Below are 23,906 nucleotides of genomic sequence, written 5' to 3'. Positions count from 1 at the left end.
GCGCCTCAGCCGCCGCCCGCGCGCCGCGTCGCGCGCCCCCAGTACCGCTCCAGCAGCTGCACGAAGTCAATGAACTCCGGCAGTCCCGGCGGCTTGGTGGTGTACGCGTTCGCGTGCAGGTCGTACGCGCGGCGCACGTCACTCGCCGCCGCGGACGTCGTCAGGACCACCACCGGAATGCGCCGCCACTCCGGGTGGCCCTTCACGGCCTCCAGCACCTCAAAGCCGTTCTTCCGCGGCAGGTTCAGGTCCAGCAGAATCAGGTCCGGGAGGCCCTGCGCAACCGCGTCGAGCGCCTCCTCCCCGTCCCGCGCGACCTGCAGCGTGAACGCCACGCCCGCCTCCTCCACGGCCACTTCCGTCAGGAACACGTCTGCCGGGTTGTCCTCGACCAGCAGAACCTGCAGCGTGGCGCTCACGCTCCGGACCCCGCCGGCACCGTGAACGTGAACGTCGCGCCCGCCCCAACCTGAGACGCCACCTGCAGCGTGCCGCCGTGACGCTCCACGATGCGGCGCGCAATCGCGAGGCCCACGCCGTTCCCGCTGTACGCCTCCAGGCGGTTCAGGCGCTGGAACACCTCGAAGATCTTCGCGTGGTACTCAGGCGCGATGCCCAGGCCCTCGTCGCGGACCTGCACGCGCACCATGTCGCCGTCGCGTTCCGCCCGCACGTGCACGCGCGGCGGCACCGGCCCGCTGAACTTCAGGGCGTTGTCGAGCAGGTGGTGCAGCACCTGCTCCAGCCGCGCCGGGTTGCCGCGCACCACCGGCAGCGGCTCGTGCGTGACTTCCGCGTGCGTGGCCTCGACCTTCGCCTGGAGGCCCCGCAGGGCCGCGTTCAGGGTGTCCCCCAGCGCCAGGTCGCGCACGGCCTCGTCGCCGCCCGCGCTGATCTCCGTGTACGCGTACAGGTCGCGGATCAGTTCGCGCAGACGCCCCGCCTCGCCCATCGCGAAGCCGATCAGCTTGTCGGCCCCCCCGTCGAGCTGATCGGTGTACCGCGCGCTGAACAGCTCCAGGAAATTCGTGAGGATCCGCAGCGGCTCCTGCAGGTCATGCGCCGTCACGAACGCGAACCGCCGCAACTCCGCGTTGCGGCCCTCCAGCTCCCGGTTGGCGCGTTCCAGCCGCGCGTTCAGGTCCTGCAGCGCCGCGAGGCGCGCGCCCTGCACCTCCAGCAGCGCGCCCCGCAGGTCCAGCGCCGCGTCCAGGTCCCCGGCCTGCCACGGCTGCGCGACGCCGCGCACCGCCTCCACGTACGACGAGAACGACGCGCGCGGCGTGAGGCGCGCCGTGCCGTCATCACTGACCTGCACGGCCTTGTGCGGGTCGCCGCCCCACGTGATCGTCGCGGGGATCTCCGGGCGGAACCACAACAGGTACTCGTCCCAGTTGCCGGAAATGCTCACGCCCAGCACGCCGCTCGCGCGCTCCATGAACAGCGCGCCAGGCGGGTACGTGCGCGCGAGGGCGTCCGTGCAGACGCTCGGTGTGCCCTGCGCGCGCAACCACGCCACCAGATGCTCCAGGTCCTCGTCGGACGGCGTGACGCCCAGCGTGCGCGTGCCGCCGTCCATGCGCACAGCCGCGCCCGCCGTATCCAGGAAGCCCGGCAGGTTCAGGTCCGCGCGCGTCAGGGCGTCCAGCGGCGTGAGCGTGCCGGTCACGGCCGTCACGAGGCGCGCGTGCTGCGCGCCCAGCGCCGCGCGGCGCGCGTTCACGGCCGCGTCGCGCTTCGCGGTGATCTGCAGCGACAGCACGCGGCCCAGAAACTCGCACGCGTCCCGCGTCGCCTGCGGCACGACGTGCGCCGCCCCGTGATGGCAGGCGATCAGGCCCCACAGGCGCCCGTCCTGCACGATCGACACCGACATGCTCGCAATGACGCCCATATTGCGCAGGTACTGCAGGTGCACCGGGGACGTGGCGCGCAGCACGAGCGCGCCCATCTGCAGCGGCGCGTTCGTCACCGGATTCAGGGCCGGCACGAGCGGCACCTGCCCGCCGCCCGCGTCCGCCGTGAAGCGTAGCAGGTGCTGCACGTACAACGCCCGCGCCTGCCGGGGAATGTCCGACTCGGGGAAACGGTGCCCCAGGAACGCGTGCAGGTGCGGCGCGCGCGCCTCCGCGACGACCTCGCCGCTGTCGTCCGCCGCGAAGCGGTAGATCATCACGCGGTCCAGGCCGGTCAGGGCGCGCACGCGCTGCGCCGCCACGTCCAGCAGCGCGTGCAGGTCCGGGGCGTGCTCCAGCGCGCCCAGCGCGTCGCGGATGGCGTGGTACAGCGCGGGCGTGCCGGCCCGCACGTCCGGCGGCTCGAGCTCCATGAGCAGCAACTCGCCGTCACGCCGCGCCGTCACGTCGTACGTGCGCCCGTTGCGGAAGGTGAGCGTCATCGCGGACGGCCCGGCCTGCGCGAACGCGGCGCGCAGCGCCGCGGCGCCCTGGTCGCCCACGAGGTCCGCGAGGTGCTGTCCCAGCAGCGCGTCCGGCGCCACGCCCACGAACGCCTCGCTGTTGGCGCTGACCTGCACGGCCCGCTCGTCGTCGGCGCGCAGGACCAGCAGCGCGCCGTGCGGCTGCACCGCGCCCGGAATGTGGATGGGTTCGCGCGCGCAGTTGTCGGTGTCCACCGGCGGGCCGCCCAGGTGCGCGGGCGTCAGGAAGTCGTCGCCGCCGGTCATGCGGGCCGCTCCAGGGCGCGCGGCGGGGCGCTCAGCCACGCCTCGAACGCGCCAAACGTCTGCTCGGCGCCGCGCACGACGTCCTCGTGACCACCGTGGGCGGCCACGTGCGCTTCCAGCGCCGCGCCGAACGCGCGCCACATCCGCCCGAGGTCCGGACCGTAACTGGCGAAGAACGCCGCGCCGCGCGCCGCGCTCAGCCCCAACTGCCGCCCCAGGTGCCGCGAGATCAGCTGCCCGCCGAGCGTCGCGCCCTCCAGCACGTACAGGGCGCCCAGCGCGTGCGCCGTGGATGACCACGCCGGAGCGGGCGCGAGCGGCAGCGTCCCGGGCGGCACGCCAAGCGCCGTGAGGTCCGCGTGCAGGGCGTCCAGCTTGCGGCGCGCGCCGTACTCGAAGCTGTCCGGCAGGCGGACGCGCAGCAGGGCCGCGTCAAGCGGCACATACAGACCGTACAGGCGGGCGAGCGTCCACGCGTACTGCCCGGGGGGGAGGGGGTCGGCCATCAGCGGTATCAAGGCTTCCACGCGGTCATGCTGAGCCTGCGTGCGCGCCTTCAGGACAGGCAGAATCATAGGTGGTCCATCAGCAGTCAAGAGTCAACCTAACAGGTTTCTCCTGTGCCGCTTCGGCTCTGCGAACACAACCTAAAGGGCGGGTGTGGGGGGGCCGCTCGGCCCTCACCACGCCCACCCGGCGTGTGCGCACGCCCCTACAGCGGCCTGCTCGCGCTCACCCGCTGGGTTCGCGGGCCGCGCTCACGCCCCGAACTTGCGGCGCAGAATCTTCATACGCGCCTCCACCAAACTGCGCCGCACGTCCCGTTCCGGCAGACGCAGGTGCAATTCCTCCCACAACTCCAGGTCGTCCGTGAACCGCGCCGTGAACGCCCACAGCGGCGCGAGGTCAGGGCTGAGGCGCGTCGCGTTGCGCACGCTCTCGTGCAGGTACTCGCGGTACTCGCTCACGACCGGCGCGTCCGCGTGCGGCAGCAGCTCCCCCGGTACAGCTGCACGGCCTCCAGCACCCGACCCTCCGCGAGCAGCGCGCTCACATCCAGGAGGTCCGCGCTCACGCCCGGCACGACCCGGTACGGCTTGCGCTGAATGGCCACCAGCTTCGAGAGGCGGTGCACCTCCACCGCCTGGTTCTGCGTTTCCACCCAGTCGCCGTACAGCGCGCTGCACAGCTGCCCGCCGCTCATGCCGCTCGGGTGCGTCGCCAGAATCACCAGAATCTCGCAGAACCGCCGGCGGAGCTTCACGGGCGCGCCGTCCAGCACGGCCCGCTCCCCGCCAAGGAACTTCAGCCGGAGCGTGCTCGCCGCGCTCGGCGCGGGCAGCAGCGGCGCCGGCAACTGCAGCGCGGCCGTCACGCGCGCCCCCAGGGCAGCGGGGCACGCGCGGCGCGGCCGTGCACGAAGCCGAGCACACCCGCCAGGGCCACCGTGATGACGAGCGTGAACGGCAGCAGCGCCGCACTCGCGTAGTTCAGGGCGGGCAGGCCGCTGAGCGGACCCACGTACCACAGCAGCAGCGCGGGGCCCTCAATGGTCACCGGGGCCGTGCCGAGCGCGCCGAGCGTCAGTGCGAGCGCCGCCATGAACGCGTACGCGCCGAGCAGCGCGGCGGCGCTCCCCACCTGCCCGCTCAGCAGGTCCCGCAGCACGGCGCTGCTCGCAGGCGCGGCCAGCAGCGCGAACCCGACCGGTCCCCGCCACGTCAGGGTCCGCGCCGCGCCGCCCGTGACGCGCAGCGCCGCCGAGCCGGGCGTGCTGTCCAGCGTCGCGAGGACCGCCAGCGCCGGCAGGGGCAGGATCAGCAGGACCGCCCGCAGCGCCTCCGGTGCCGCGAACCCCGCGAGCCACAGCAGCGCCGTGATCACGGCCAGGGCGCGCGGCACGCTGGGTAGCTGGGCAGCGCTGCCGGGCGCGAACGGCACCCGGGACGCGGACCGCTGGCACCTGTACCGCGCCGCCACGCGCCTGCACGCAGGCGCCCTCACGAGTGCCGAACATGACACCCTCGCCACCTTCATTGCGGCGTTGCCGCCCGCGCGCCTCGGTGGGGACCGCACGCTGCTCACGCCGCTGCTCGCCGCGTTCGGCGCCGCGCCCTACCCGGACGGGCACACGCAGGTCCTCACGCGCCGCGCGCACCTGCACGTCACCACCCTCGGGCGAATGGGCGTCACGCTGGACGGCGCGCCCGTGCACCTGCCGTTCGCGAAAACCGGGGAGCTGCTCGTATACCTGGCGCTGCACGGCCCGTTCCGCCGGCATCAGGTGGTGGACGCCCTGTGGGACGGGTCAGGGGAGGCGCGGCACGTCGGGTACTTCAAGGTCACGGCCCGCAAGCTCCGCGCGGCCCTGCAGGGCCCCCTGCCGTTCAACCCGCTGCCGTTCGAGCAGGGCGAGTACCGCCTCGCGCCGGAACTGCACGTCACCGTGGACGCGGACGCCCTCCGCGCCGCCTTTGACGCGTACAGTGGGCCGTTCCTGCCGGCCGCTGAGGGCGAGTGGGTGGAGGCCGAACGCGCCCGCCTGCACGAGGCGGCGCTGCTGGCGGGCCTGCGGTTGCTGGAGGCCGTGCGGGCGGACGACCCGGGCGGGGCCGTGCGCGTCGGCGAGCGCCTCGTCAGTCTGGATCCGCTGCATAAAGGCGCGCACCTCGCGCTGCTGGGGGCGCTTGAACACGCCGGGGACCGCGCGGGCCTGAGCGGCGCGTACCGCACGTACGCCCGCATGCTGCACGCGGAGTACGGCACGGCGCCCGGCGCGGACGTGCAGCGCCGCTTCGGGCTGAGCGCGTCCGCATAGGCGAGGGCGGCGGCGCGTCCGCGCCGCCGCCCTGCAGAGACTCTTACTTGCTGTCCCCGAAGTTCCAGATCTCCAGTTCGTCCACGGCGTCCCCTGCTCCGCGCAGCTGCGCGAGGTCCTCCGGGCGGGCGTCCACAGTGCTCGGCGCGGCCTCCTGCCCCATAGCGGCGGCCATGACGCTGGTCGGCACCGCCGCGAACAGCTGCGCGAGCTGCGCCGGCGACGCGTCCTGCAGGGCGTCCTGCAGCACCTCGTCCGGTACGTCCTTGCGCACGGCCGTGCGCGCCGCCGCGAGCGTCGCGGCGTCCACCTCGACGCGGGTTTCCTCCTCGTCGTCCGCGGGACGCGGGGCGGGCGGCGCGACCGTCGTGACGGTCGTGGGGGTCGGCATCACGCGCACGGCCGGCGGGGCCGCCTGGGGGGGCGGCGCCGGCTGGTCGCGACGACGAGCCGCTCCCGCAGCGAAATGCCGCGCCGCGAGCAGCGCACCCACGACGACAACGACGACGATCAGCAGCCACAACATACCCACAGCTTACGAAGTTCGCCCGCCGCGCGCCGAGAGAAAATCGTGAATTCGCGCGCCCCCCCCGGCGCGGGGGTTTCCCCGCCCGCTCGGTGACATTTCCCGTTTTTTCTCCGGTCGCGCCGTACCTTCACATCCAGGCGCCCACGAGCGCGCCAAACAGCGAAACCCAGGGAAATAGGAGGAGCGTATGCGTTACATCTATGGTGTTCTGATCATGCTGGCCAGCTCGGTGGCGTTCGCGGACAACACAACCCCCACCCCGCCCCCGCCGCCCCCCACGAACACCACGGACGGCGACAAGATCATCATCAAGCTGTCGCTGACGACGCCGCTGCCCCTCCCGCCCGTGACCATCACGGTTCCGCTCCCATGACTGCTGCGTGGACGGCCCGCGCGCGCCGTTCAGGGCGTCCTCACGGACGTGCGCGGGCAGGCGCTGCGCCCCCCGATGGGCGCGCGCAGCACCTGCGACTCCTGCGCGCCCTCGACGATGCGTACCGCGCGTGGGGCCACCCGGCGCAGCTGGACGTGTCGGTGCGGACCCTGCGCGCCCTGAGCGTCACCCTACCGCCGCCACTCAACGTGACGCTGAGCGCCGCGTGCGAGATGCTGCGCGAGTGGGCGGACGGCGCGAGCCTGGAGCAGCCTCCGGGCGTGCCCACCGCCGGGCAGCACGCCTGAACGCCGAGCAGCAGGGGCGCAGCGGGCACGTGCCCACTGCGCCCCTGCTGCTGGTTGAGGTTACTTCTTGCCGAGTTGGCTTTGCGCCTGCTGCACCTGCCGCAGGTGCGCCTGCAGGGCCGGGAGTTGCTGCGCGGCGAACTGCCGGATGCTCGCGTCGCGCGCTTGCTGGCTGTACTGGCGGAACATATTAATGGCTTCGGTGTGCGCAGCGACCTGTTGCGCGAGGTACGTCGCGTCGAACGTCGCGCCTTTCTGGCCCTGGAGGGTCTTGAGCATCGTCTGCTGGGCGGCGCTCGGCTGGGCGGGCAGGCGCGCACCGAACCGCGCGACGAGCTGGGCGAGTTGCGTGGTGGCGCGGGTGTGATCGCTGATGAGCTGGGTGGCGATCTTCTTGACGTTCGCGTTGCTGGATTGCAGCGCGAGCTGTGAGCTGCGAATCTCGAACAGGTTGCTGCGCGCGGCTTTGTCGAGGAAGCACACGTCGTTGGTGTTCAGGTTGGCGAGGGTGTTCGCGCGCGCGGTGCCAGTCGTGCTCCCGCCCGCGCTTCCGGTCGTGCCCGATGCGCTGCTGGTGGTGCCGCTCGTGGTGCTACCGGTCCCTCCGGTGCTGCCAGGGGTGCCTGTGCCACCCGTGCCGCCTGCCGTGCCGGAGGTGCCGCCCGTGGTGGTCCCCGGGCCACTCGCGTTGGTCCCGCCGGTCGAGCCTCCAGCCGTGGTGCTGCCCGTCGCAGGACCGCCAGTGCCGCCGGTCACACTGCCCGAGCTGCCGCCCGTCGTGGTGCCCGCCGCGCCTCCGGCCGTTCCAGGAGCGGTGCTGGTGCCGGGCTGCGCCGACGTGGTCGCGCTGCCGGAGGTGCCGTTCATGGCATTGACGCAGGACACTTCCGTCATGCCAGCGTTCGTCCCGCGGTTCGTGTTCGGGCTGTTGGAGGGCCCCATGGTGCTTCCACCGGTGCTGGTGGACCCGCCAGTTCCCGTGGGGGTGCCGCCCGGTTGGGGCGCCGTGGTCGTTCCGTCCGGCGTGGACGGCGTGCCCTGCTGGGCGTGGACCGTCCACCCCAGGGCCAGCAGGGCGGAAATGGACAGGACCGACAGTGCTCTTGACATGGTGTTCCTCCCGCAGGGCGCTCCGCGCCCCAGTGACCACTCCAGCGCTCAGGTGCCCGTTCGGGCGTATGTGGTGCAGAGCGCCTTGTGCGCCCCTTTCCAGGGTGCAGGGGCAGCGCGGGGTTTTCCGGTGCTTGGGCTGAAGTGCCCTTCAGTGAACTCACCGGGGAAGGGTGAAAAGCTCAAAGTCACGTTAAAGCGCCGGTCATCCGGGCGCCGCGGACGTTCCCGTCAACTGAACGCGGTGGGCCGCCCGGCCTGCCAGGGGTGGGGCGTGGAGCGCGCGGCGTCCGGAAGGGGGAGGGCATGGGGCAGGGAGGACAGCAGTGGCGCTGGGGTGGGGTGCTGCTCGGCGTGGGCCTGGGTGGGTTCTTCGACGGGGTCGTGCTGCATCAGGTGCTGCAGTGGCATCACGTGATCAGCGAGACGGTCGTGCCGGACACGTTGCAGAACCTGAAACTGAACACGCTCGCGGACGGCCTGTTCCACGTGGGCACGTACGTGTTGACGCTGCTGGGGCTGGCGTTGCTGTGGGCGGGCCTGCGCGGCACGCACGTGGCGTGGTCGACGGCGGCGTTCGTGGGGACGCTGCTGTTCGGGTTCGGGCTGTTCAACGTCGTGGAGGGCACCGTGAACCATCAATTGCTCGGCATTCACCACGTCCGGCCCGGCCCGTACCGGCTGGCGTACGACCTCGGGTTTCTGGTGTGGGGCGCCGCGATGATGGTGGGCGGCTGGCGGCTGATGCGTCGGGGTGCGGCGTCCGTCTGACCGGACCATGAAGGGGGGCGAGGCGCACGCGCCTCGCCCTTTGGGTGGTGCGTTCAGGCGTGGTGGTTCAGGTGCGCCTGGGCGTGGGGCGTGGCGAGGTCCGCGCGGCCCGCGTCGATGAGGGCGCGGTCGCGGATGCGGCAGGAGTCGCACACGCCGCACGGCTGCGTGCCGCCCTGGTAGCAGCTCCACGTGACGTTTACGGGGACGCCCAGGTCGAGGGCGGCGCGCACGATGTCCAGTTTCGTGAGGGTCAGGAGCGGCGCGACGAGTTTCGCCCCGCGCCCTTCCAGGCCCGCTTTGGTGGCGAGGTCCGCGAGGCGCTGGTAGGCGTCGAGGTACTCGGGGCGGCAGTCGGGGTAGCCGCTGTAGTCCACGGCGGTGATGCCGAGGTAGAGGCGCTCCGCCTCGATGGCTTCGGCGAGGCTGAGCGCCACCGCGATGAAGACGGTGTTGCGGCCCGGAACGTACGTGGGTGGGATGACGCCGTCTGGGGTGGCGTCCACCGGGACGTCAATGCGATCGTCGGTGAGGGCGCTGCCGCCGAAACTGCCGATGTTGATGTCGATGACGCGGTGGTCCGCGCCGAAGTGCGCGGCGATGTGCGCGGCGCGTTCCAGTTCGACCGTGTGCCGCTGGCCGTACCGGAAGGAGAGCGCCGTGACGGCGTACCCGTCCTGCTGGGCGATGGCGAGGGTGGTGCTGGAGTCGAGCCCGCCGGACAGGAGGACAACGGCTTTGTGCATGGTTAGTACCCCAGGGTTGGGTTCCCGCCGAGCGGGATGAGGGTTTTGACGCTGCGCGCGTCGAGGTCGTCGGCGCGGTAGAGCTTGTGCATCTGGTAGCCGGCGCGCAGGCGCGGGCTGGCCTTGACCGTTTCGGTGATGGCGTTCAGCACTGCCGGGTCGCGCTCGCGCGCGCGGCTCCATTCGGGATGCAGCCAGATGACGGCGTCGTCCGGGAGGCCGTCCAGCGTGGCGAGGCCCGCGTCGATGTCGCTCGGGTCGTGCACGATGATTTTCACCTCGTGCGCGCGCTGCACGACTTCAGGCAGGGGTGGCGTGCCGAACGGTTTGGGGCTGAGCGTCACCCAGTCGAGGTGTCCGCGCAGGGGCGCGATGCCGCTCGTTTCGAGGTGCACGCGCCGCCCGAGGGCGTGGAGGGCGTCCACGAGGGCGGTCAGGTCAAACAGGATCGGTTCGCCGCCGGTGATGACGACGACCGCGCCGTCGGGGCTTTCCGCGGCGACCGCCTGGGCGATCTCGTGGGCTGTCATGAGCGTCACGCCGTCCGGGCGGTAGTCCCGGTGCCAGGTGCCGGCGCTGTCGCACCACGGGCAGGCCTGGGGGCAGCCGTACAGTCGCACGAAGTACGCGGCGCGGCCCAGGTGGACGCCTTCGCCCTGCCAGGTGTAGAACCGCTCGTACACGGGGTACTTCATTCCCAGTACTCGCAGGCGGAGTCCGGCGTTTCCCACAGGGTCACGCGCAGCTGTAGGTCCGCGCCGTCGTCGCCGGGTTCAAGGGCGTCGCGGAGGCGGCGCAGGGTTTCCCGGTGGAGGTACGCGGCGATCACTTCGGCGGTGGTGTCGTCGCCGAGGTCGGGGAGGTCATTGAGGTATGCGTGGTCCAGGCCGCCCTGGCTGACGTCCTTTTTGGCCCACTTGAGGGTGCGGAAGTCGGCGACCATGATGGCGCGGCGCACGTGCGCGCTGGGGCGCAGCCGGTCACTCTGGAGCTGCAGGCGCACGCGGTACGTGTGGCCGTGCAGGCGGCCGCAGGGGCCGTCGTAGCCGGTGATGGTGTGCGCGCTGTCGAAGGTGAACTCGGTGCTGAGCTGCCAGGGCATCAGCGGGCGGGCGCGGTGTACTGCGCGGTGCAGATGGTGTTGATGCCGCCGCGCACGCCGTAGTCCGCGGTGATGGTCATGCGGTGGGGGTCGAGGAGGCGCACGAGGTCCGCGAGGACGCGGCGGGTGGCGTGCTCGTGGTAGATGCCGACGAAGCGGTAGCTGGTGAGGTAGTACTTCAGGCTTTTGAGTTCGACGCAGGTGTCGCGGGGGACGTAGCGGATCTCGAGTTTCCCGAAGTCGGGCAGGCCGCTCCACGGGCAGACGGGGCTGAATTCGTCGGTGCTGATGACGATTTCGATGGGTTCGCCGGGGTAGTGGCTGGTGTCGTCCTCGCGGATGGCGGGGAAGGTGTCGAGCACGGCGACGTCGATGGCGTCGAGGCCCTGCACGTCGTAGCGGCGGTCGAAGCCGCGCGCGGGCGCGTCTGTGGTGGTGGTCATGGGTTGTCCTCCGTGGACGCGTCCGTCTGGGCACGTCAGGTCAACAGCACAGGTCGACCCGAAGCGATTGTAGCGGCGCAGGGTGGGTGGTGTGGTCAGGGGAGATCGCGGTGAATAGTGTTGCTCGTTCTCGCAAAAATATTCGTCTCATCCAAGTGCGTTTTGAGGTGGAGGGCGGGTTTGCCCTGAATGAGCATTACAAATGGAAAACAAATATCTGTTTAACCTATCAATCTCTCTGAATCCCCCCTTTGGCCTGTGTATATTTCGTCAGAATTCTGAAAGTCCCAGCCTTTATAGTGTCTTCATGAACCCGTCGTTCCGGCACACCTTCACGCAGCTCGCCACCTTCCTCACGGCGCAGGGGTGGCCCACCGACACGTACCGCTTCACCGCCCTCGGCGAAAACATCGCCATCATCGGCTGCGACCGCGGCCAACTGTACGTCCGCCTCCCCGACGACACCGAAGCGCCCCTCGCGCGCCTCGACCGCACCGGCACCCTCCACATCAACCTCGCCACGCTCGCCCGAATGCTGCGCCAGCACAGCACCGACCCGCGCGCGCTCCTCACCGCGCTGCACCCCGACCTCGGCACCCTCGACCTGCGCACCCATGACCACGGCACCGACGCCCTCATCGAAGGCAGCTGGCAGCCCCTCGTCCGCGCGAACGAACTCATCGGCGCCACCCTGCTGCGCGCCCGGCGCCCGCAGGCCGCCTGAACCCGGCAACGCAGCGGGGCGGGGAGTGCACTCCCCGCCCCGCTGCCCCTTGAGCCCTACCGCGCTTCGCTCGCCTGCTCGCTGAGCGCCACGCTCTCCTCAATGGCCGCCGCCGCGAGAGGTCGCCGCTCGGTCAGGTCGAAACGCTCCCCGCTGTTCAGCACGTGCAGGCGCGCGTCAAAAATGGACAGCACGTCATCCTGGCTGGCCTCCGCGACGTTCGAGCGCGTCACGCCCGCGCCGTCCACGACGTACACCGCGCCGCTACCCACTACCTTGAACTGCTCGCCCTCCACCACGATGGCGGTGTCCTCGTCAATGCCGATGCCGAGCACGCGCGGGTTCTGCGCGACGGCGCCCAGCAGGCGCCCCATGCGCCCCCGCTCCGCGAAGTGCTGATCGATGATGACGTTGCGGATCAGGCCCAGGCCGGGCGCCATGCGCAGCCCGCCCACGCGGTGCGACTCGCCGCCGCGCCCCTGCACCAGCATCGTCTCACACATCACCGACGCGCCCGCGGACGTGCCGCACACCACCCCGCCGGCCGCGTAGATCTCGCGGATGCGCCGCTCCATGGGCGTATCGCCGATCTGGCTGGTGATGCGCAGTTGGTCGCCGCCGCTGAAGAACACGCCAGACGCGTCGGCCAGCTGCTGCAGTTTCTGCTCATCGAGCGTTTCGGCACGGTCGTTCACGTACAGCTCGGACGTGCGCGTCACCCCGAGGTCCGCGAACGCTTTCTGGTACGCCTCGAAGTACCCTTCGGGCTCGTGCGACGCGACCGTGGCGACCACGAGCGCGCCCTGGCCGACGCGCTGCGCGACCTCCTGCAGAATGACCTTCTCGCCTTCCTTGTCCTCGTGACCGCCGATGATGATGAGGGTGCCGCCACGCGGCCCGCCTGATTTCCGGGTAGGCATTCAATCTCCTTTATCGGCGCCCACCGGGGGCGCCGCTCGTCGCAGGTGGACGGTGGGATGCGCGTCACGCGCGGACTGCCACGCGCACGCGAAATGGCTGCTGGTGTGCCCCCAGCCGAGGCGGCCGTCCGGGTCCAACAGGATGATGCCCGCCCCGCCGCCTGCGTGCACCTGCATGGTGCGCAGGGCGTCGTGCACAGCGCCGTCCGGCTGATGTTCACGCAGGCCCGCGACGGCGCGGCGGGCGAGCGTGACGCGGTCAATGCGCGCCCCGTTTCCGGACAGCGCGGCCGCGCCGCGCGTGTCGTCCGCGAGGAACCCGCCGCCGGGCACGGGCGAGTCCCCGCACTGCCCGTCGGGGCCGCCGGTGGACGTGCCCGCCGCGAGGTGCCCGCGCGCATCGCGCGCGACGCAGCCGACCGCGTCGCGGGCCGCGGCGGGCGCGTCCCTGAGGGGTACGCCGCGCTGCGCGGCGAAGCGCGCCGCGACTGCCCCGACGAGCAGGTTCTCCGGTTCCGGCAGCAGCGCGCGCGCCACCAGAATCGGGTGCGGCATGCCGCGCAGGGCCGCGACTGCGCCGACCTGCAGCGTCTCGCCGTCCATCAGGGCCGCGCCGAGTTCCCCGTCGCCCGCGCTGGGCGCGCCGCCCGGCCCGGCGTGGAAGGCCGACTCGGCTTCCAGCACCTGAATGGCGGCGGTCACGGCGTCCACGGCGCGGCCGTTCGCGGCGAGCACGGCGCGGCCGGCGGCGAGGGCCCGCAGGCACCCCTCGCGGTTCGCGGGCTCCTCGTGCGGCTGGATGGTCTTCGCGCCGCCGTGCACCACGATCATCCATTCGGCGTGGGGTGCGGCGGCGCGCGCGTCAGTCATGCGCGGCCTCGAGCGCGGCGGTGCGGGCGGGCGTGCTGTCGAACGCGTGAATCTGCGCCCACGCGTCCTCCACGTCGTTGGGGAGGATCACGACGAGGTCCCCGGCCTGTCCGGCGCGCAGGGCCGCGTCGATGGCGTCGGGCTCGTGGAGGATCACCTGGATCTGCTCGGGGTTCATGCCGGCGGCGAGGGCGCCCTCGCGGGTGAGTTCCGCGCCTTCGCCGGGGGCGCGGCCGCGCCGGTCGGTGTCCTCGCGGAGGATCAGCAGGTCGAACATGCCCGCGAGGATGGCGCCCATTTCGCGGATGTCCACGTCGCGGCGATCCCCGGCGACACCGAACACGCCGATCACGCGGCCCTTGGCGGGCCGCAGGAACGGCACGAGTTCCGCGAGGGGGCGCAGGCCGTCGGGGTTGTGGGCGTAGTCGAGGAGCACGCGGAACGGGTGGCCTTCGTAGAGGTTCAGGCGTCCGGGGCTCTGCTCGAACGACGTGCTGAAGCTCCCGAGCGCCGCGCGGATCACCGGCAGCTCCACGCCGGCGCCGACAGCGACGCCGATGGCGGCGAGGGCGTTGGCGATGTTCACCCGCGCGTACCCGCCGAGCGTCGCGGGAATCTCGCGCGCGCGGATCACGGGGTAGCGGTGCCCGGCGCGGTACAGGACCAGTTCGTCGCCGAGCAGCGTCGCTTCGCGGACGACGGCGGTGCCGCCTTCGTCGATGTGGCGCTGCAGGTGCTCGCTGCAGGCGTTGCTGTCCTGCATGGAGAAGAACGTGATGCTGCCGCCCGCCTTGCGCTGCATGTTCACGGTGAGGGGATCGTCGGCGTTCAGGACGCTGGTGCCGGTGTCCGTGACGACCTCCACCACGAGCGATTTCACGTACGCGAGGTCCTCGACGGTCTCGATGCCCTTCATGCCCAGGTGGTCCGGCTGGATGTTCAGGACGGCGCCCACGTCCGCCCGGTCGAAGCCCAGGCCCTCGCGGAGGATGCCGCCGCGCGCCGTTTCGAGCACGGCCACCTCGACGTTCGGGTCGCTGAGGATGACCTTCGCGCTTTTCGGGCCGGTGGTGTCGCCGCCCATGATGAGTTCACCGTCCACGTAGATGCCGTTCGAGGTGGTGAGGCCCACGACCTTCCCGGCGTGTTTCAGGATGTGCGCGACCATGCGCGAGGTGGTGCTCTTTCCGTTCGTGCCGGTGATGGCGATCACCGGAATGCGGCACGGGGTGTCTTTGGGGAACAGCATGTCGAGGACCGGCCCGGCGACGTTGCGGGGTTTGCCTTCGCTGGGCTGCAGATGCATGCGGAAGCCCGGCGCGGCGTTCACCTCCACGATTCCGCCGCCCGTTTCGTGCACGGGTTTGCTGATGTCCGGCGTAATGAAGTCAATGCCGGCGACGTCCAGACCGATCACCTGCGCGGCGCGGCGCGCGACGGTGCGGTTGTAGGGGTGGATGACGTCCGTGCGGTCGACGGCGGTGCCGCCGGTGGACATGTTGGCGGTGTCGCGCAGGAATACCGTCTCGCCCGCCGCGGGGACGGTGTCTGGCGTGCGACCGGCGCGCTCTAGCAGCCGGAGGACGTGCTCGTCGATCTTGATGCGCGTCATGACGTTCTCGTGCCCGTCACCGCGGCGCGGGTCCTCGTTCACGGCGTCCACGAGGGCGCGGATCGTGCGCGTCCCGTCCCCCACCACGTGCGCCGGGACGCGCTCCGCCACGGCGACGACATGCCCGTTCACGACGAGGACGCGGTGGTCGTTGCCGCGGTACTGCTGCTCCACCACCACGTTGCGGCTGTGCTGCCGCGCCTCCTCAAAGCCGCCTTCCACCTGCTCGGGCGTCATGAGGTCCATGCTGACGCCGCGCCCGTGGTTCCCGTCGAGCGGCTTCGTCACGACCGGGTAGCCGACGCGTTTCGCGGCGCGCACGGCCTCCTCGGCGGTGCGGACGACCGCGCCGCGCGGCACCGGCAGGCCCGCGCGGTCCAGCAGCGTCTTCGTGAGCGCCTTGTCACTGGCCGTTTCGGTGGCGATGTACGACGTGTTCCCGGTGATGCTCGCGCGGATGCGGCGGCTGTACCGGCCGTACCCCAGCTGCACCAGGCTGTTGTCGTCCAGGCGGATGGTGGGAATGCCGCGGCGTTCGGTTTCCTGCACGAGCGCGCGCGTGGTCGGCCCGAGCGCGTAGCGTTTGGCGATGCGGCGCAACTCGCCCAGTTCGCGTTCCAGGTCGAATGGGGCGTCCAGGTCGTAGGGGAGGGTCACGTCGTCCGGCAGGAGGCGCGTGAGGCTACTCAGGCCGCGGAGGTGTTCGGGCAGCAGGCTGTTCACGAGGCGCAGCGCGGTGACGCCCGCGAGCAGCCCGACGCGTTCCTCGAGGTAGCGGTACACGATGTTGTACACGCCGGGCTGGCCGGGCACGCTGCGCGTCTTGCCGTACGTGACGCGGGTGCCCGCCAGGGTCTGAAGCTCCAGCGCGACGTGCTCGGTGATGTGGCCGATCCAGGTGCCGTCTTCGAGGCGGCGGATGAACCCGCCCGGCTCGCGGTACGAGCAGCCGTGGTTGTGCAGGGTGGGGAGCAGCGCGACGAGGCGCTCCGTGAACCCTGGGAGGGTGTTGCTGGGGTGCGCCTCGAGGGCCCCGAGGTCAAGTTGGAAACGCAGCATGGGCCGGTAGCCGTAGATGTTCGGGCCACGGTAGACCTGGCGTTCCACCACGGTGAGGTGTGGTTGTGCGTGTGCGGTCATGAAGTTCCCCCTGTGGCAAAAATTTGCCGTGGTTACATTCTCGGCCGCGCCGCCCGAAAAGTCAGTGGGAACCGTGTCCTGGACAGGATTTTCTAAGATCAGGTCAAGGTTATGAACACAGTCTGATGCCAGATTAAATTCTGCTTAGGCCGCTCTCAGTCCAGCCCTCGGGTTTCCCCTACGCCCGTTTAGGATCCGCGCGGCGTTCGAGCCCTCCACACATGGGCCGTGGGCGGCACCCCGGGTGCCGCCCACGGCCCATGTGTCAGGTCAGGGGAGGTTGTTCAGGAAGGCGCGGTGTGCGCCGGAGAAGTTCAGGCCGTCCGCGCGGTCCCAGTTGATGGACCACGTCATCAACCCGCGCAGCGCCGGGTACGTGCTGCCCGGGCGGTACGTGTTGCAGTTCGCGCCGCTGGTCAGGCAGGTCACGGCGCGTTGCACGTCGGCGGGCGCCGTGTACCCGCTGCTCGCGGAGCGCGTCCCGGACGGCAGGCCGATGGCGACCTGATCGGCGCGGAGGCCCGGGAAGCGCTTGTTCGGGTCGCCGCCCAGGTTGAAGCCCGTGAGCAGCATGTCCGTCATGGCGACGTGGAAGTCCACGGTGCCGGGTGTGTACGTGCGCCCGTCCGTGCCGACCAGCGAGCCGGTGTTGTAGTGCTGCACGTGCAGCGTCGTGAGTTCCGCGCGGAGGTTGTGGATGAGCGGCAGGTACGCGCCCCAGATGCCGCCGTAGCTGGACAGGCCGCCCTGCACGTACGCCGTTTCGGGCGCCATGGTGAGCAGGAAGTTCGCGCCGAACCGCGCCTTGAGGCTTTTCACGGCGGCGATCAGGTTCACGATGGCGGGCGTGGTGGGGTGGTTCAGGTCGGTGTCGCCGGGGTTCAGGGCGAGGGAGCCCCCTTCGAGGTCGATGTCGAGGCCGTTCAGGCCGTAGCGGGCGATGATGTCGCCCATGGTGCGCACGAAGTTGTCGCGCGCGGCGGTGGTGTTGAGCTGGATGTGCGCGTTCGCGCCGCCGAGGCTGATAAGGACCTTCTTGCCTTTGGCCTGTTGCGCGCGGATGCCGGCGATGAAGTCGGCTTCGCTTTCGGCGTTCGCGCCGCAGCCTTGCGTGGTGCACAGCGTGAACGCCACCTCGCCTTCGGCGCCGCCGGGTCTGTTCTCCGCGAAGGCGAGGTCGATGACGTCCCACGCTGGGTTGACGTCTTTCATGCGGATGTAGCCGCTGCCGTTGTCGAAGTTGTGCCAGTACCCGAACAGGGCGTGTTTCGGCAGGGCCCCGCTGGTGGGTGGGGTGGTGGGGGTGAGGTTGACGGTGACGGGGGCGGCGGCGGAGGTTCGGGTGTTGCCGGCGGCGTCGTAGGCTTTGGCGGTGTAGCTGTAGCTGCCGTTCTGGGCGCTGCTGCTGAATGCGTCCGTGGCGCTGTACGGGCTGCTGGTGTCGGTGGCCAGCAGCGTCGTCCCGCGGTAGAACTCCACCTTGCTGACCCCCACGTTGTCTGCGGCGGTGGCCGTGAGGGTCACGTTTCCGGCACTGGTGAGGGTGCTGGGGGTGGCGCTCAGGCTGACGGTGGGCGCGGTGGTGTCCCCGCCCGGGGTGGGGGTGGTGCCGCCGCTGCAGGGGGCGCCGTTGAGGGTGCAGGTGTTCACGCCGCTGTACGTGCCGCTGCCGCCGTAGTTCACGGTGACGCTGCCGTTCGCGGGGATGGTGCTGCCGCCCCAGGTGTTGGGGGTGATGGTGACGGTGCCGTCGCTGGCAGTGGTGACGCTGCCGCCGGCGCCCCAGACGCTGGTGGTGCTGGCGGCGCCGTTGAATTTGAACTTCAGGGTCCAGGTGGTAAGGGGCGTGCTGGTGGGGTTGCTGAGCGTGATGACGCCGTTGAAGCCGCCGTCCCAGCTGCTGCTGGTGCTGAAGGTCGCTGTCGCGCTTGTCGCCTGCCCGTGCAGGGCGCTGGGGGTGGTCGTCTGGGTGCAGGCGGCGAGGCTGAGGGCCAGGGTGAAGCTGAGCAGCAGGGGTTTCATGTGCGGTCCTTTCGGGCAGAGGGCGGTCTGCCAGGGCGGGGCGGCCTTGGAAACGGACGACGAGAAATTTTTTGCTTCGTCCGTATAGTTCTTGGAATTCTCTTTCAACTCTGTGTAAAACTTCACAGCCACGGTGGGTTGAGATCGAATCAGTTCAGGTCAAACGAACAAACGCGGCACAATGATCAGACCAGTGGCCTCCGCCCTGCGTTGACGCCAGCCCCCCCACCCCCCATACTGGTCTGACCAGTTCTCCGCACAAGGAGCTCCATGCATACCCCCCCCATCAAACCCGCCGAACACGCCGAAACCCACCTCCTGCACCTGATCCTCAGCGGCACCTACCCCGCCGGCGCCGACCTCCCCGCCGAACGCGACCTCGCCACCCAGCTCGGCGTCACCCGCCCCACCCTCCGCGAAGCCCTCCAGCGTCTCTCCCGCGACGGCTGGCTCCGCATCCAGCACGGCAAACCCACCCGCGTCAACGACTACCTCACCGAAGGCGGCCTCGCCATCCTCGGCCGCATCGCCCAGCACGGCCAGATCGAAGCGCTCATCCCCCAGCTCCTCGAAGTCCGCGCCGTCCTCGCGCCCGCCTACACCGAAGCCGCCGTGCGCCGCGCCCCCGACTGGGTCGCCGACCTGCTCAGCACCCTGCCCAGCAGCGCCCCCGACGCCTACGCCGCCTACGACTGGGCCCTGCACAAAACCCTCGTGCACCTCAGCGGCAACGTCATCTACCCACTGATCCTCAACGGCTTCGCCGGCGTGTACGCCACCGCCGGCGCCCACTACTTCGCCTCGCCCGAAGCGCGCGACCTCTCCACCGAACTGTACGGCCGCCTGCGCGCCGCCGCCCTTGACCACGACGGCCCCGCCGCCGCCCACGCCATGCGCGACGTCCTGACCCGCAGCATGCAGTTGTGGCACGCCCAGAACGCCCCCGCCGCCCCTCCCGAGGCCACCCCATGAAGCGCTGGAACGGCTGGGGCGACCACGCCACCCACCCCCCCGTCCCCGACGCCGCCCGCACCTTCCTGCACCAGCTGCTCGGCCCCGGCCATCCCCCGCGCGACGCCACCCTCCACGAAGTCACCGCGCGCGTCCCCGCCAGCCGCCTGCCCGAGCACCCCCTCGTGCAGCGAGACGCCGATACCCGCGTCCGCTACGCGCGTGGTCAGAGCCTGCCCGACCTGATCGCCCTGCGCAGCGGCGAGGGCCTGGTCTTCCCGGACGGCGTCGCCCACCCCGAACGCCCCGAGGACGTACAGACCCTGCTGCAGTACGCCCACACGCACGCCGCCACCGTCGTCCCGTACGGCGGCGGCACCAGCGTCGCCGGGCACGTCAACCCCGCTGCGGGCGCGCGGCCCGTCCTCACCATCAGCCTGGAACGCCTCAGCGCCCTGCTGACCCTCGACGAGGCCAGCCGCCTCGCCACGTTCGGCGCGGGCGTCCGCGGCCCCGACCTCGAAGCGGCCCTGCGCGCCCAAGGGTACACCCTTGGGCACTTCCCGCAGTCCTTTGAGTACAGCACCCTCGGCGGCTGGGTCGCCACGCGCTCCAGCGGCCAGCAGAGCCTCCGCTACGGCCGCATCGAGGCGATGTTCGCCGGCGGGACCCTCATCACCCCGCGTGGTCCCCTCACGCTCCCCCCGTACCCCGCCTCCGCCGCAGGTCCGGACCTGCGGCAGCTGGTGCTCGGCAGCGAAGGCCGCCTGGGCATTCTCACGGACGTCACCGTGCGCGTGCACCCCCTGCCCGACACCGAACGGTTCGAGGCGGCCTTCTTCCCGGACTGGGCGAGCGCCCACGACGCCACCCGCGCGCTCGCCCAGTCCGGCGCGCCCCTCAGCATGCTGCGCCTCAGCACCCCCACGGAAACGCACACCACCCTCACGCTCGCCGGGCACCCACGCGCCACCCGCGCGCTCGAAACGTACCTCGCCACCCGCGGCGTCCGCAGCGACAAGTGCCTGCTCCTGTACGGCCTCACCGGCCCGCGCGACACCGTGCAGCACGCCGCGCACACCGCCGCCCGCGTCATCGCCGCGCACCAGGGCGTGCGCGTCTACACGCCACTCGGGCGCGCCTGGCACAAAGGCCGCTTCGCCGCCCCGTACCTGCGCAACAGCCTCTGGGACGCCGGGTACGCCGTCGACACCCTCGAAACGGCCACCACCTGGGACCGCGTGGACCGCACCCTGAACGCCGTCGAGCACGCCCTGCGGCGCGGCCTGGACGCCTACGGCGAACGCGTGCACGCCTACACGCACCTGTCGCACGTGTACCCGAGCGGCTGCAGCATCTACACCACGTACGTCTTCCGCCTGGCTGAGGACGCCGCCGCGACCCTGCGCCGCTGGTCGGCCCTGAAGGGCGCCGCGAGCGAAGCGCTGGTGCGCGAGGGCGCCACCATCAGCCACCAGCACGGCGTCGGCCGTGACCACGCCCCGTACCTCCCCGCCGAGAAGGGCGCGCTCGGCATGAGCGCCCTGCACGCCCTCACGCGCACCTTCGACCCGGACGGCCTGATGAACCCCGGTGTGCTGCTGGAAGGCGACCATGCTTGACCGCGACGCGCGTTTTTCGGCCCTGAGGGGTCAGACCTTTGACCTTCTGATTGTCGGCGGCGGCATCACCGGCGCGGGCCTGCTGCGCGAAGCCACCCGCGCGGGCCTGCACGCCGCGCTCGTCGAGGCGCGCGACTACGCCTGGGGCAGCAGCAGCCGCTCCAGCAAAATGGTCCACGGCGGCCTCCGCTACCTCCAGCACGCGCAATTCAGGGTCACGCTCGACAGCGTCCGCGAACGCGAACGCCTGCTGCGCGAAGCGCCCGGCCTGATCGAACCGCTCGGCTTCCTCATGGCCGTCTACGACGACCACCCGGAGCGCCGCCCCCTGTACGCCGCCGGCCTCACCCTGTACGACCTGCTCGCCCGCCGCCGCAGCCACCAGTACCACGCCGCGCCGGACTTCGCGCTGCTCGCCCCGCACCTGCGCCGCGCCGGCCTCACCGGCGGCTTCCGCTACGCCGACGCCGCCACCGACGACGCCCGCCTCGTCCTGCGCGTCCTGCGCGACGCCACCCGCGACGGCGCCCTCGCCCTCAACTACGCCCCCGTCACCAAACTCCACCTGAACCGCGGCGAAGTGCGCGGCGCGAGCGTCCGCGACGCCGAAACCGGCGACGAGCACCTCGTGCGCGCCCGCATCGTCATCAACGCCACCGGCGCGCACACCGACGCCCTGCGCGGTGAGCTCGGCTGCCCGCCCGCCCTGCGCCCCCTGCGCGGCAGTCACCTCGTGTTCCCGCAGACGCGCTTCCCCGCCTCCCAGGCCATCGCCTTCCAGCACCCGCTCGACGGCCGCAATGTCTTCGTCTCCCCCTGGCAGGGTCACGTCCTCGTCGGCACCACCGACCTCGACCACCTCACCGCCCTCACCGACGACCCCCGCATCACCCCGCAGGAAACCAGCTACCTGATGGCCGGCGTCACGCACGCGTTCCCCACGCTCGGCCTCACCCTGCGCGACGCGACCGCCGCGTGGGCCGGCGTGCGCCCCGTCATCGGCCACGGCCACGCCGACCCCAGCCGCGAGGCGCGCGACACCCTCATCCGCGAGGAACGCGGCCTGCTGAGCGTCACCGGCGGGAAGCTCACGACCTTCCGCGCCACCGCGCACGCTGCCCTGCGCGTCGCCACGCGCCGCCTCGGCCTGCCCCTGCACCTCCCCGACACGCCCTTCTTCGACCCCGTCGACGAAGCGGCGCTGCCGGGCACGCTCAGTGTCGCGCAGCGCCGCCGCCTCGCCGGCACGTACGGCCCGGACGCCGTCGAGCTGCTGCGCGGCGCCCAGCCCGGCGACCTGCACCCCATGCCCGGCACGCATACCCTCTGGGCGGAAGTGCGCCACGCCGCCCGCCACGAGGACGTGCGCGGCCTGTCGGACCTGCTGCTGCGCCGCGCGCGCGTCGGCTTCACGCTCGGCACCAGCAGCCTCGCGCTGCTCCCCCGCGTCCGCGACGTCACCCGCGACGCGCTGGGCTGGAGCAGCGAACGCTGGAACGCCGAGGAACGCGCCTACGAGGCCCTGATCAGGGCCGCCTACAGCGTCCCCGACGAGAACGACGTCCCCGACTGGCGCCTCGCGCTCGCCCGCGCCCAGCACGCCCGCGCATGACGCCCCTGCTGCTCGCCCTCGACAACGGCACCCAGAGCCTGCGCGCGCTGCTGTTCACCCCGGACGGCACCCTCGTCGACAAAGCCCGCGTGCCGTTCACGCCGTACGTCGCCGCGCACCCCGGCTGGGCCGAGCAGCACCCGGACGTGTACTGGGACGCCGCCGGGCAGGCCTGCCGCGCCCTCTGGCAGCGTGGGCACGCCCCGGACGCCGTCGCGGCCGTCAGCGTCACCGCCCAGCGCGGCACCGTCGTGAACGTCGGCGCGGACGGCCGCCCGCTGCGCCCCGCCATCTTGTGGCTCGACCAGCGCCGCACCGAAGGGCTCCGCCCGCCCGGTGGGCCCTTCGGCCTGCTGGCCCGCGCCGCCGGCCTGCACGGCACCATCCGCGCCCTGCAGGCCGAAACCGAAGCGAACTGGATCGCGCACCACCAGCCGGACGTGTGGGCCCGCACGCACAAGTACCTGCTGCTCAGCGGGTACCTCACGCACCAGCTGACCGGCGAGTACGCCGACTCGGTCGGCGCGCAGGTCGGATACCTCCCCTTCGACTACCGCCGCCAGACCTGGGCGGCGCCCCACGACTGGAAGTGGCGCCTCGCGCCCTTCAACGCCGCGCACCTCCCGCGCCTCGTGCTCCCCGGCGGGGTCCTGGGCGCCGTCACGCGCGCTGCCGGCGCCCACACGGGCCTGCGCGCCGGTACGCCCGTCATCGCCGCCGCCGCCGACAAGGCCTGCGAGGTGCTCGGCAGTGGCGGCACGCACCCCGGCACCGGCTGCCTCAGTTACGGCACCACCGCCACCATCAGCGTCACCAGCCCCCGCTACCGCGAACCGCGCCCGTTCCTGCCCGCCTACCCCGCCGCCACGCCCGGCGCGTACACCCTCGAAGTGCAGATGTTCCGCGGCTACTGGATGGTCAGCTGGTTCAAGCAGGAATTCGGCCACGCCGAGCGGCGCCTCGCGCACGAACGCGGCGTGGACGCCGAAAGCCTCTTCGACGACCTGCTCCGCGCGGCCCCGCCCGGCAGCCTCGGCCTCACGCTCCAGCCGTACTGGACGCCCGGCATCCGCGAGCCCGGCCCGGAAGCCAAGGGGGCCATCATCGGCTTCGGCGACGCGCACACCCGCGCGCACCTGTACCGCGCCATCATCGAGGGCCTCGCCTACGCCCTGCGCGACGGCCGTGACCAGCTGCAGCGCCGCACCGGCACGCCCATCCGGGAGCTGCGTGTCGCCGGCGGCGGCGCCCAGAGCGACGGCGCGCTGCAGATCACCGCGGACGTGTTCGGCATGCCGGTCGCGCGCCCGCACGTATACGAGGCGTCCGGCCTGGGCGCCGCCATCAACGCTGCCGTCGGCGTGGGCCTGCACGCCACCCACACCGACGCGGCCCGCGCCATGACCCGCCCCGGACGCACCTTCACCCCCAGCGCGGACACCGCCGAGCTGTACGACGGCCTGTACCACCGCGTGTACCGCCGCATGTACGGTCGCCTGAAGCCGCTGTACCACGCCATCCGGGATCTGACCCGCGACCCCGCCTGA

Annotated in this window: 25 protein-coding genes; 9 read left to right on the top strand and 16 right to left on the bottom strand. The window is 71.7% G+C overall.

Translation table 11 applies throughout. The features are described 5' to 3' along the window. Positions 1 to 5 precede the first annotated feature (5 nt). From DEIMA_RS15775 to DEIMA_RS18385, 6 genes are all read right to left on the bottom strand, one after another. Positions 6 to 419: a response regulator gene (locus DEIMA_RS15775; RefSeq protein ID WP_013558280.1), complete on the bottom strand. Its 414-nt coding sequence runs from the start codon at positions 417 to 419 to the stop codon at positions 6 to 8. Continuing rightward, positions 416 to 2,686, bottom strand: a complete 2,271-nt coding sequence (locus DEIMA_RS15770; RefSeq protein WP_013558279.1) for an ATP-binding protein — start codon at positions 2,684 to 2,686, stop codon at positions 416 to 418. The genes DEIMA_RS15775 and DEIMA_RS15770 overlap by 4 nt, the downstream gene beginning before the upstream one ends. Next, positions 2,683 to 3,261 (bottom strand): biliverdin-producing heme oxygenase, encoded by a 579-nt coding sequence (locus tag DEIMA_RS15765; protein WP_013558278.1) that lies wholly within the window; start codon positions 3,259 to 3,261, stop codon positions 2,683 to 2,685. The genes DEIMA_RS15770 and DEIMA_RS15765 overlap by 4 nt, the downstream gene beginning before the upstream one ends. Before the next feature lie 183 nt (positions 3,262 to 3,444). After that, positions 3,445 to 3,654, bottom strand: a complete 210-nt coding sequence (locus tag DEIMA_RS17110) for a hypothetical protein (RefSeq protein WP_052303331.1) — start codon at positions 3,652 to 3,654, stop codon at positions 3,445 to 3,447. Next, positions 3,651 to 4,061 carry a helix-turn-helix domain-containing protein gene (locus tag DEIMA_RS15760; protein ID WP_052303330.1) on the bottom strand — a complete coding sequence of 137 codons (411 nt, stop codon included), beginning with the start codon at positions 4,059 to 4,061 and terminating at the stop codon, positions 3,651 to 3,653. Before DEIMA_RS15760 ends, DEIMA_RS17110 begins: the two co-directional genes overlap by 4 nt. Continuing rightward, a complete protein-coding gene (locus DEIMA_RS18385) occupies positions 4,058 to 4,588 on the bottom strand; it encodes a hypothetical protein (RefSeq protein ID WP_043816855.1) in 531 nt (176 codons plus the stop codon). The genes DEIMA_RS15760 and DEIMA_RS18385 overlap by 4 nt, the downstream gene beginning before the upstream one ends. Here DEIMA_RS18385 and DEIMA_RS15750 point away from each other — a divergent pair. After that, positions 4,563 to 5,504: an AfsR/SARP family transcriptional regulator gene (locus DEIMA_RS15750; protein ID WP_043816854.1), complete on the top strand. Its 942-nt coding sequence runs from the start codon at positions 4,563 to 4,565 to the stop codon at positions 5,502 to 5,504. The two genes, DEIMA_RS18385 and DEIMA_RS15750, sit on opposite strands and share 26 nt — an antisense overlap. Positions 5,505 to 5,547: 43 nt before the next feature. Here the strand turns inward: DEIMA_RS15750 and DEIMA_RS18760 are convergent, their stop codons facing one another. Beyond that, positions 5,548 to 6,030 carry a hypothetical protein gene (locus DEIMA_RS18760; protein WP_013558276.1) on the bottom strand — a complete coding sequence of 161 codons (483 nt, stop codon included), beginning with the start codon at positions 6,028 to 6,030 and terminating at the stop codon, positions 5,548 to 5,550. Positions 6,031 to 6,247: 217 nt separating this feature from the next. Here DEIMA_RS18760 and DEIMA_RS18375 point away from each other — a divergent pair, with 217 nt between their 5' ends. Beyond that, the gene (locus tag DEIMA_RS18375; RefSeq protein ID WP_169311950.1) at positions 6,248 to 6,406 is read left to right on the top strand and encodes a hypothetical protein; all 159 of its coding nucleotides are present in this window, start codon (positions 6,248 to 6,250) and stop codon (positions 6,404 to 6,406) included. Next, positions 6,403 to 6,714 (top strand): hypothetical protein, encoded by a 312-nt coding sequence (locus tag DEIMA_RS15740; RefSeq protein ID WP_013558274.1) that lies wholly within the window; start codon positions 6,403 to 6,405, stop codon positions 6,712 to 6,714. Before DEIMA_RS18375 ends, DEIMA_RS15740 begins: the two co-directional genes overlap by 4 nt. A gap of 60 nt (positions 6,715 to 6,774) precedes the next feature. On the opposite strand, the gene DEIMA_RS15735 is transcribed toward DEIMA_RS15740, so the two are convergent. After that, positions 6,775 to 7,824, bottom strand: a complete 1,050-nt coding sequence (locus tag DEIMA_RS15735; protein WP_013558273.1) for a DUF4142 domain-containing protein — start codon at positions 7,822 to 7,824, stop codon at positions 6,775 to 6,777. Positions 7,825 to 8,130: 306 nt separating this feature from the next. Here DEIMA_RS15735 and DEIMA_RS15730 point away from each other — a divergent pair, with 306 nt between their 5' ends. Continuing rightward, positions 8,131 to 8,595, top strand: a complete 465-nt coding sequence (locus DEIMA_RS15730; protein WP_013558272.1) for a DUF2243 domain-containing protein — start codon at positions 8,131 to 8,133, stop codon at positions 8,593 to 8,595. Between the two features lie 53 nt (positions 8,596 to 8,648). Here DEIMA_RS15730 and queC read toward each other — a convergent pair whose 3' ends face one another. The 4 genes from queC to queF are packed head-to-tail and all read right to left on the bottom strand — an operon-like array spanning position 8,649 to position 10,886. Continuing rightward, positions 8,649 to 9,341, bottom strand: coding sequence for a 7-cyano-7-deazaguanine synthase QueC (queC, locus tag DEIMA_RS15725; protein WP_013558271.1), 693 nt, complete (start codon positions 9,339 to 9,341; stop codon positions 8,649 to 8,651). Positions 9,342 to 9,343: 2 nt separating this feature from the next. Continuing rightward, positions 9,344 to 10,036 (bottom strand): 7-carboxy-7-deazaguanine synthase QueE, encoded by a 693-nt coding sequence (locus DEIMA_RS15720; RefSeq protein ID WP_013558270.1) that lies wholly within the window; start codon positions 10,034 to 10,036, stop codon positions 9,344 to 9,346. Further along, positions 10,033 to 10,443 carry a 6-pyruvoyl trahydropterin synthase family protein gene (locus tag DEIMA_RS15715; protein ID WP_013558269.1) on the bottom strand — a complete coding sequence of 137 codons (411 nt, stop codon included), beginning with the start codon at positions 10,441 to 10,443 and terminating at the stop codon, positions 10,033 to 10,035. The genes DEIMA_RS15720 and DEIMA_RS15715 overlap by 4 nt, the downstream gene beginning before the upstream one ends. Continuing rightward, complete coding sequence (gene queF, locus DEIMA_RS15710) at positions 10,443 to 10,886, bottom strand: preQ(1) synthase (RefSeq protein ID WP_013558268.1); 444 nt, start codon at positions 10,884 to 10,886, stop codon at positions 10,443 to 10,445. The genes DEIMA_RS15715 and queF overlap by 1 nt, the downstream gene beginning before the upstream one ends. A gap of 307 nt (positions 10,887 to 11,193) precedes the next feature. On the opposite strand from queF, the gene DEIMA_RS15705 reads away from it, so the two are divergent. Then, positions 11,194 to 11,610 (top strand): hypothetical protein, encoded by a 417-nt coding sequence (locus DEIMA_RS15705; protein WP_043816852.1) that lies wholly within the window; start codon positions 11,194 to 11,196, stop codon positions 11,608 to 11,610. Between the two features lie 56 nt (positions 11,611 to 11,666). Here DEIMA_RS15705 and DEIMA_RS15700 read toward each other — a convergent pair whose 3' ends face one another. The 4 genes from DEIMA_RS15700 to DEIMA_RS15685 all read right to left on the bottom strand — a co-directional run bounded on the left by DEIMA_RS15700 (position 11,667) and on the right by DEIMA_RS15685 (position 18,174). Then, a complete protein-coding gene (locus DEIMA_RS15700; protein WP_013558266.1) occupies positions 11,667 to 12,530 on the bottom strand; it encodes a cyanophycinase in 864 nt (287 codons plus the stop codon). Further along, positions 12,531 to 13,400 carry an isoaspartyl peptidase/L-asparaginase family protein gene (locus tag DEIMA_RS15695; RefSeq protein WP_013558265.1) on the bottom strand — a complete coding sequence of 290 codons (870 nt, stop codon included), beginning with the start codon at positions 13,398 to 13,400 and terminating at the stop codon, positions 12,531 to 12,533. Further along, positions 13,393 to 16,152 (bottom strand): cyanophycin synthetase, encoded by a 2,760-nt coding sequence (cphA, locus tag DEIMA_RS15690; RefSeq protein WP_013558264.1) that lies wholly within the window; start codon positions 16,150 to 16,152, stop codon positions 13,393 to 13,395. The genes DEIMA_RS15695 and cphA overlap by 8 nt, the downstream gene beginning before the upstream one ends. A 270-nt stretch (positions 16,153 to 16,422) precedes the next feature. After that, a complete protein-coding gene (locus DEIMA_RS15685; RefSeq protein WP_013558263.1) occupies positions 16,423 to 18,174 on the bottom strand; it encodes a chitinase in 1,752 nt (583 codons plus the stop codon). 270 nt (positions 18,175 to 18,444) lie between these two features. Between DEIMA_RS15685 and fadR the strand changes: the two genes are divergently transcribed. Genes fadR through DEIMA_RS15665 form a run of 4 tightly spaced genes read left to right on the top strand, consistent with a single transcriptional unit; the run spans position 18,445 to position 23,906 of the window. Next, positions 18,445 to 19,146 (top strand): fatty acid metabolism transcriptional regulator FadR, encoded by a 702-nt coding sequence (gene fadR / locus DEIMA_RS15680; RefSeq protein ID WP_013558262.1) that lies wholly within the window; start codon positions 18,445 to 18,447, stop codon positions 19,144 to 19,146. Beyond that, a complete protein-coding gene (locus DEIMA_RS15675) occupies positions 19,143 to 20,747 on the top strand; it encodes an FAD-binding oxidoreductase (protein WP_013558261.1) in 1,605 nt (534 codons plus the stop codon). Before fadR ends, DEIMA_RS15675 begins: the two co-directional genes overlap by 4 nt. Then, on the top strand, positions 20,740 to 22,359 hold the full coding sequence (locus tag DEIMA_RS15670) for a glycerol-3-phosphate dehydrogenase/oxidase (RefSeq protein WP_013558260.1): 1,620 nt from the start codon (positions 20,740 to 20,742) through the stop codon (positions 22,357 to 22,359). The genes DEIMA_RS15675 and DEIMA_RS15670 overlap by 8 nt, the downstream gene beginning before the upstream one ends. Beyond that, positions 22,356 to 23,906, top strand: coding sequence for an FGGY-family carbohydrate kinase (locus DEIMA_RS15665; RefSeq protein ID WP_013558259.1), 1,551 nt, complete (start codon positions 22,356 to 22,358; stop codon positions 23,904 to 23,906). The genes DEIMA_RS15670 and DEIMA_RS15665 overlap by 4 nt, the downstream gene beginning before the upstream one ends.

Origin of the sequence: Deinococcus maricopensis DSM 21211 (assembly GCF_000186385.1) — a bacterium.
Lineage (GTDB): Bacteria > Deinococcota > Deinococci > Deinococcales > Deinococcaceae > Deinococcus_B > Deinococcus_B maricopensis.
This window is presented reverse-complemented; position numbering and strand designations above follow the sequence as displayed.

Excerpts from the sequence above, each read along its gene's own strand:
- DEIMA_RS15735 (WP_013558273.1), bottom strand. The coding sequence starts at position 7,824 with ATGTCAAGAGCACTGTCGGTCCTGTCCATTTCCGCCCTGCTGGCCCTG.
- DEIMA_RS15720 (WP_013558270.1), bottom strand. The coding sequence starts at position 10,036 with ATGAAGTACCCCGTGTACGAGCGGTTCTACACCTGGCAGGGCGAAGGC.
- DEIMA_RS15700 (WP_013558266.1), bottom strand. The coding sequence starts at position 12,530 with ATGCCTACCCGGAAATCAGGCGGGCCGCGTGGCGGCACCCTCATCATC.
- fadR (WP_013558262.1), top strand. The coding sequence starts at position 18,445 with ATGCATACCCCCCCCATCAAACCCGCCGAACACGCCGAAACCCACCTC.
- cphA (WP_013558264.1), bottom strand. The coding sequence starts at position 16,152 with ATGACCGCACACGCACAACCACACCTCACCGTGGTGGAACGCCAGGTC.
- DEIMA_RS15670 (WP_013558260.1), top strand. The coding sequence starts at position 20,740 with ATGCTTGACCGCGACGCGCGTTTTTCGGCCCTGAGGGGTCAGACCTTT.
- DEIMA_RS15770 (WP_013558279.1), bottom strand. The coding sequence starts at position 2,686 with ATGACCGGCGGCGACGACTTCCTGACGCCCGCGCACCTGGGCGGCCCG.
- DEIMA_RS15675 (WP_013558261.1), top strand. The coding sequence starts at position 19,143 with ATGAAGCGCTGGAACGGCTGGGGCGACCACGCCACCCACCCCCCCGTC.
- DEIMA_RS18760 (WP_013558276.1), bottom strand. The coding sequence starts at position 6,030 with ATGTTGTGGCTGCTGATCGTCGTCGTTGTCGTCGTGGGTGCGCTGCTC.
- DEIMA_RS15705 (WP_043816852.1), top strand. The coding sequence starts at position 11,194 with ATGAACCCGTCGTTCCGGCACACCTTCACGCAGCTCGCCACCTTCCTC.
- DEIMA_RS15730 (WP_013558272.1), top strand. The coding sequence starts at position 8,131 with ATGGGGCAGGGAGGACAGCAGTGGCGCTGGGGTGGGGTGCTGCTCGGC.
- DEIMA_RS18375 (WP_169311950.1), top strand. The coding sequence starts at position 6,248 with ATGCTGGCCAGCTCGGTGGCGTTCGCGGACAACACAACCCCCACCCCG.
- DEIMA_RS15695 (WP_013558265.1), bottom strand. The coding sequence starts at position 13,400 with ATGACTGACGCGCGCGCCGCCGCACCCCACGCCGAATGGATGATCGTG.
- queF (WP_013558268.1), bottom strand. The coding sequence starts at position 10,886 with ATGACCACCACCACAGACGCGCCCGCGCGCGGCTTCGACCGCCGCTAC.
- queC (WP_013558271.1), bottom strand. The coding sequence starts at position 9,341 with ATGCACAAAGCCGTTGTCCTCCTGTCCGGCGGGCTCGACTCCAGCACC.
- DEIMA_RS15665 (WP_013558259.1), top strand. The coding sequence starts at position 22,356 with ATGACGCCCCTGCTGCTCGCCCTCGACAACGGCACCCAGAGCCTGCGC.
- DEIMA_RS15740 (WP_013558274.1), top strand. The coding sequence starts at position 6,403 with ATGACTGCTGCGTGGACGGCCCGCGCGCGCCGTTCAGGGCGTCCTCAC.
- DEIMA_RS15765 (WP_013558278.1), bottom strand. The coding sequence starts at position 3,261 with ATGATTCTGCCTGTCCTGAAGGCGCGCACGCAGGCTCAGCATGACCGC.
- DEIMA_RS15685 (WP_013558263.1), bottom strand. The coding sequence starts at position 18,174 with ATGAAACCCCTGCTGCTCAGCTTCACCCTGGCCCTCAGCCTCGCCGCC.
- DEIMA_RS15715 (WP_013558269.1), bottom strand. The coding sequence starts at position 10,443 with ATGCCCTGGCAGCTCAGCACCGAGTTCACCTTCGACAGCGCGCACACC.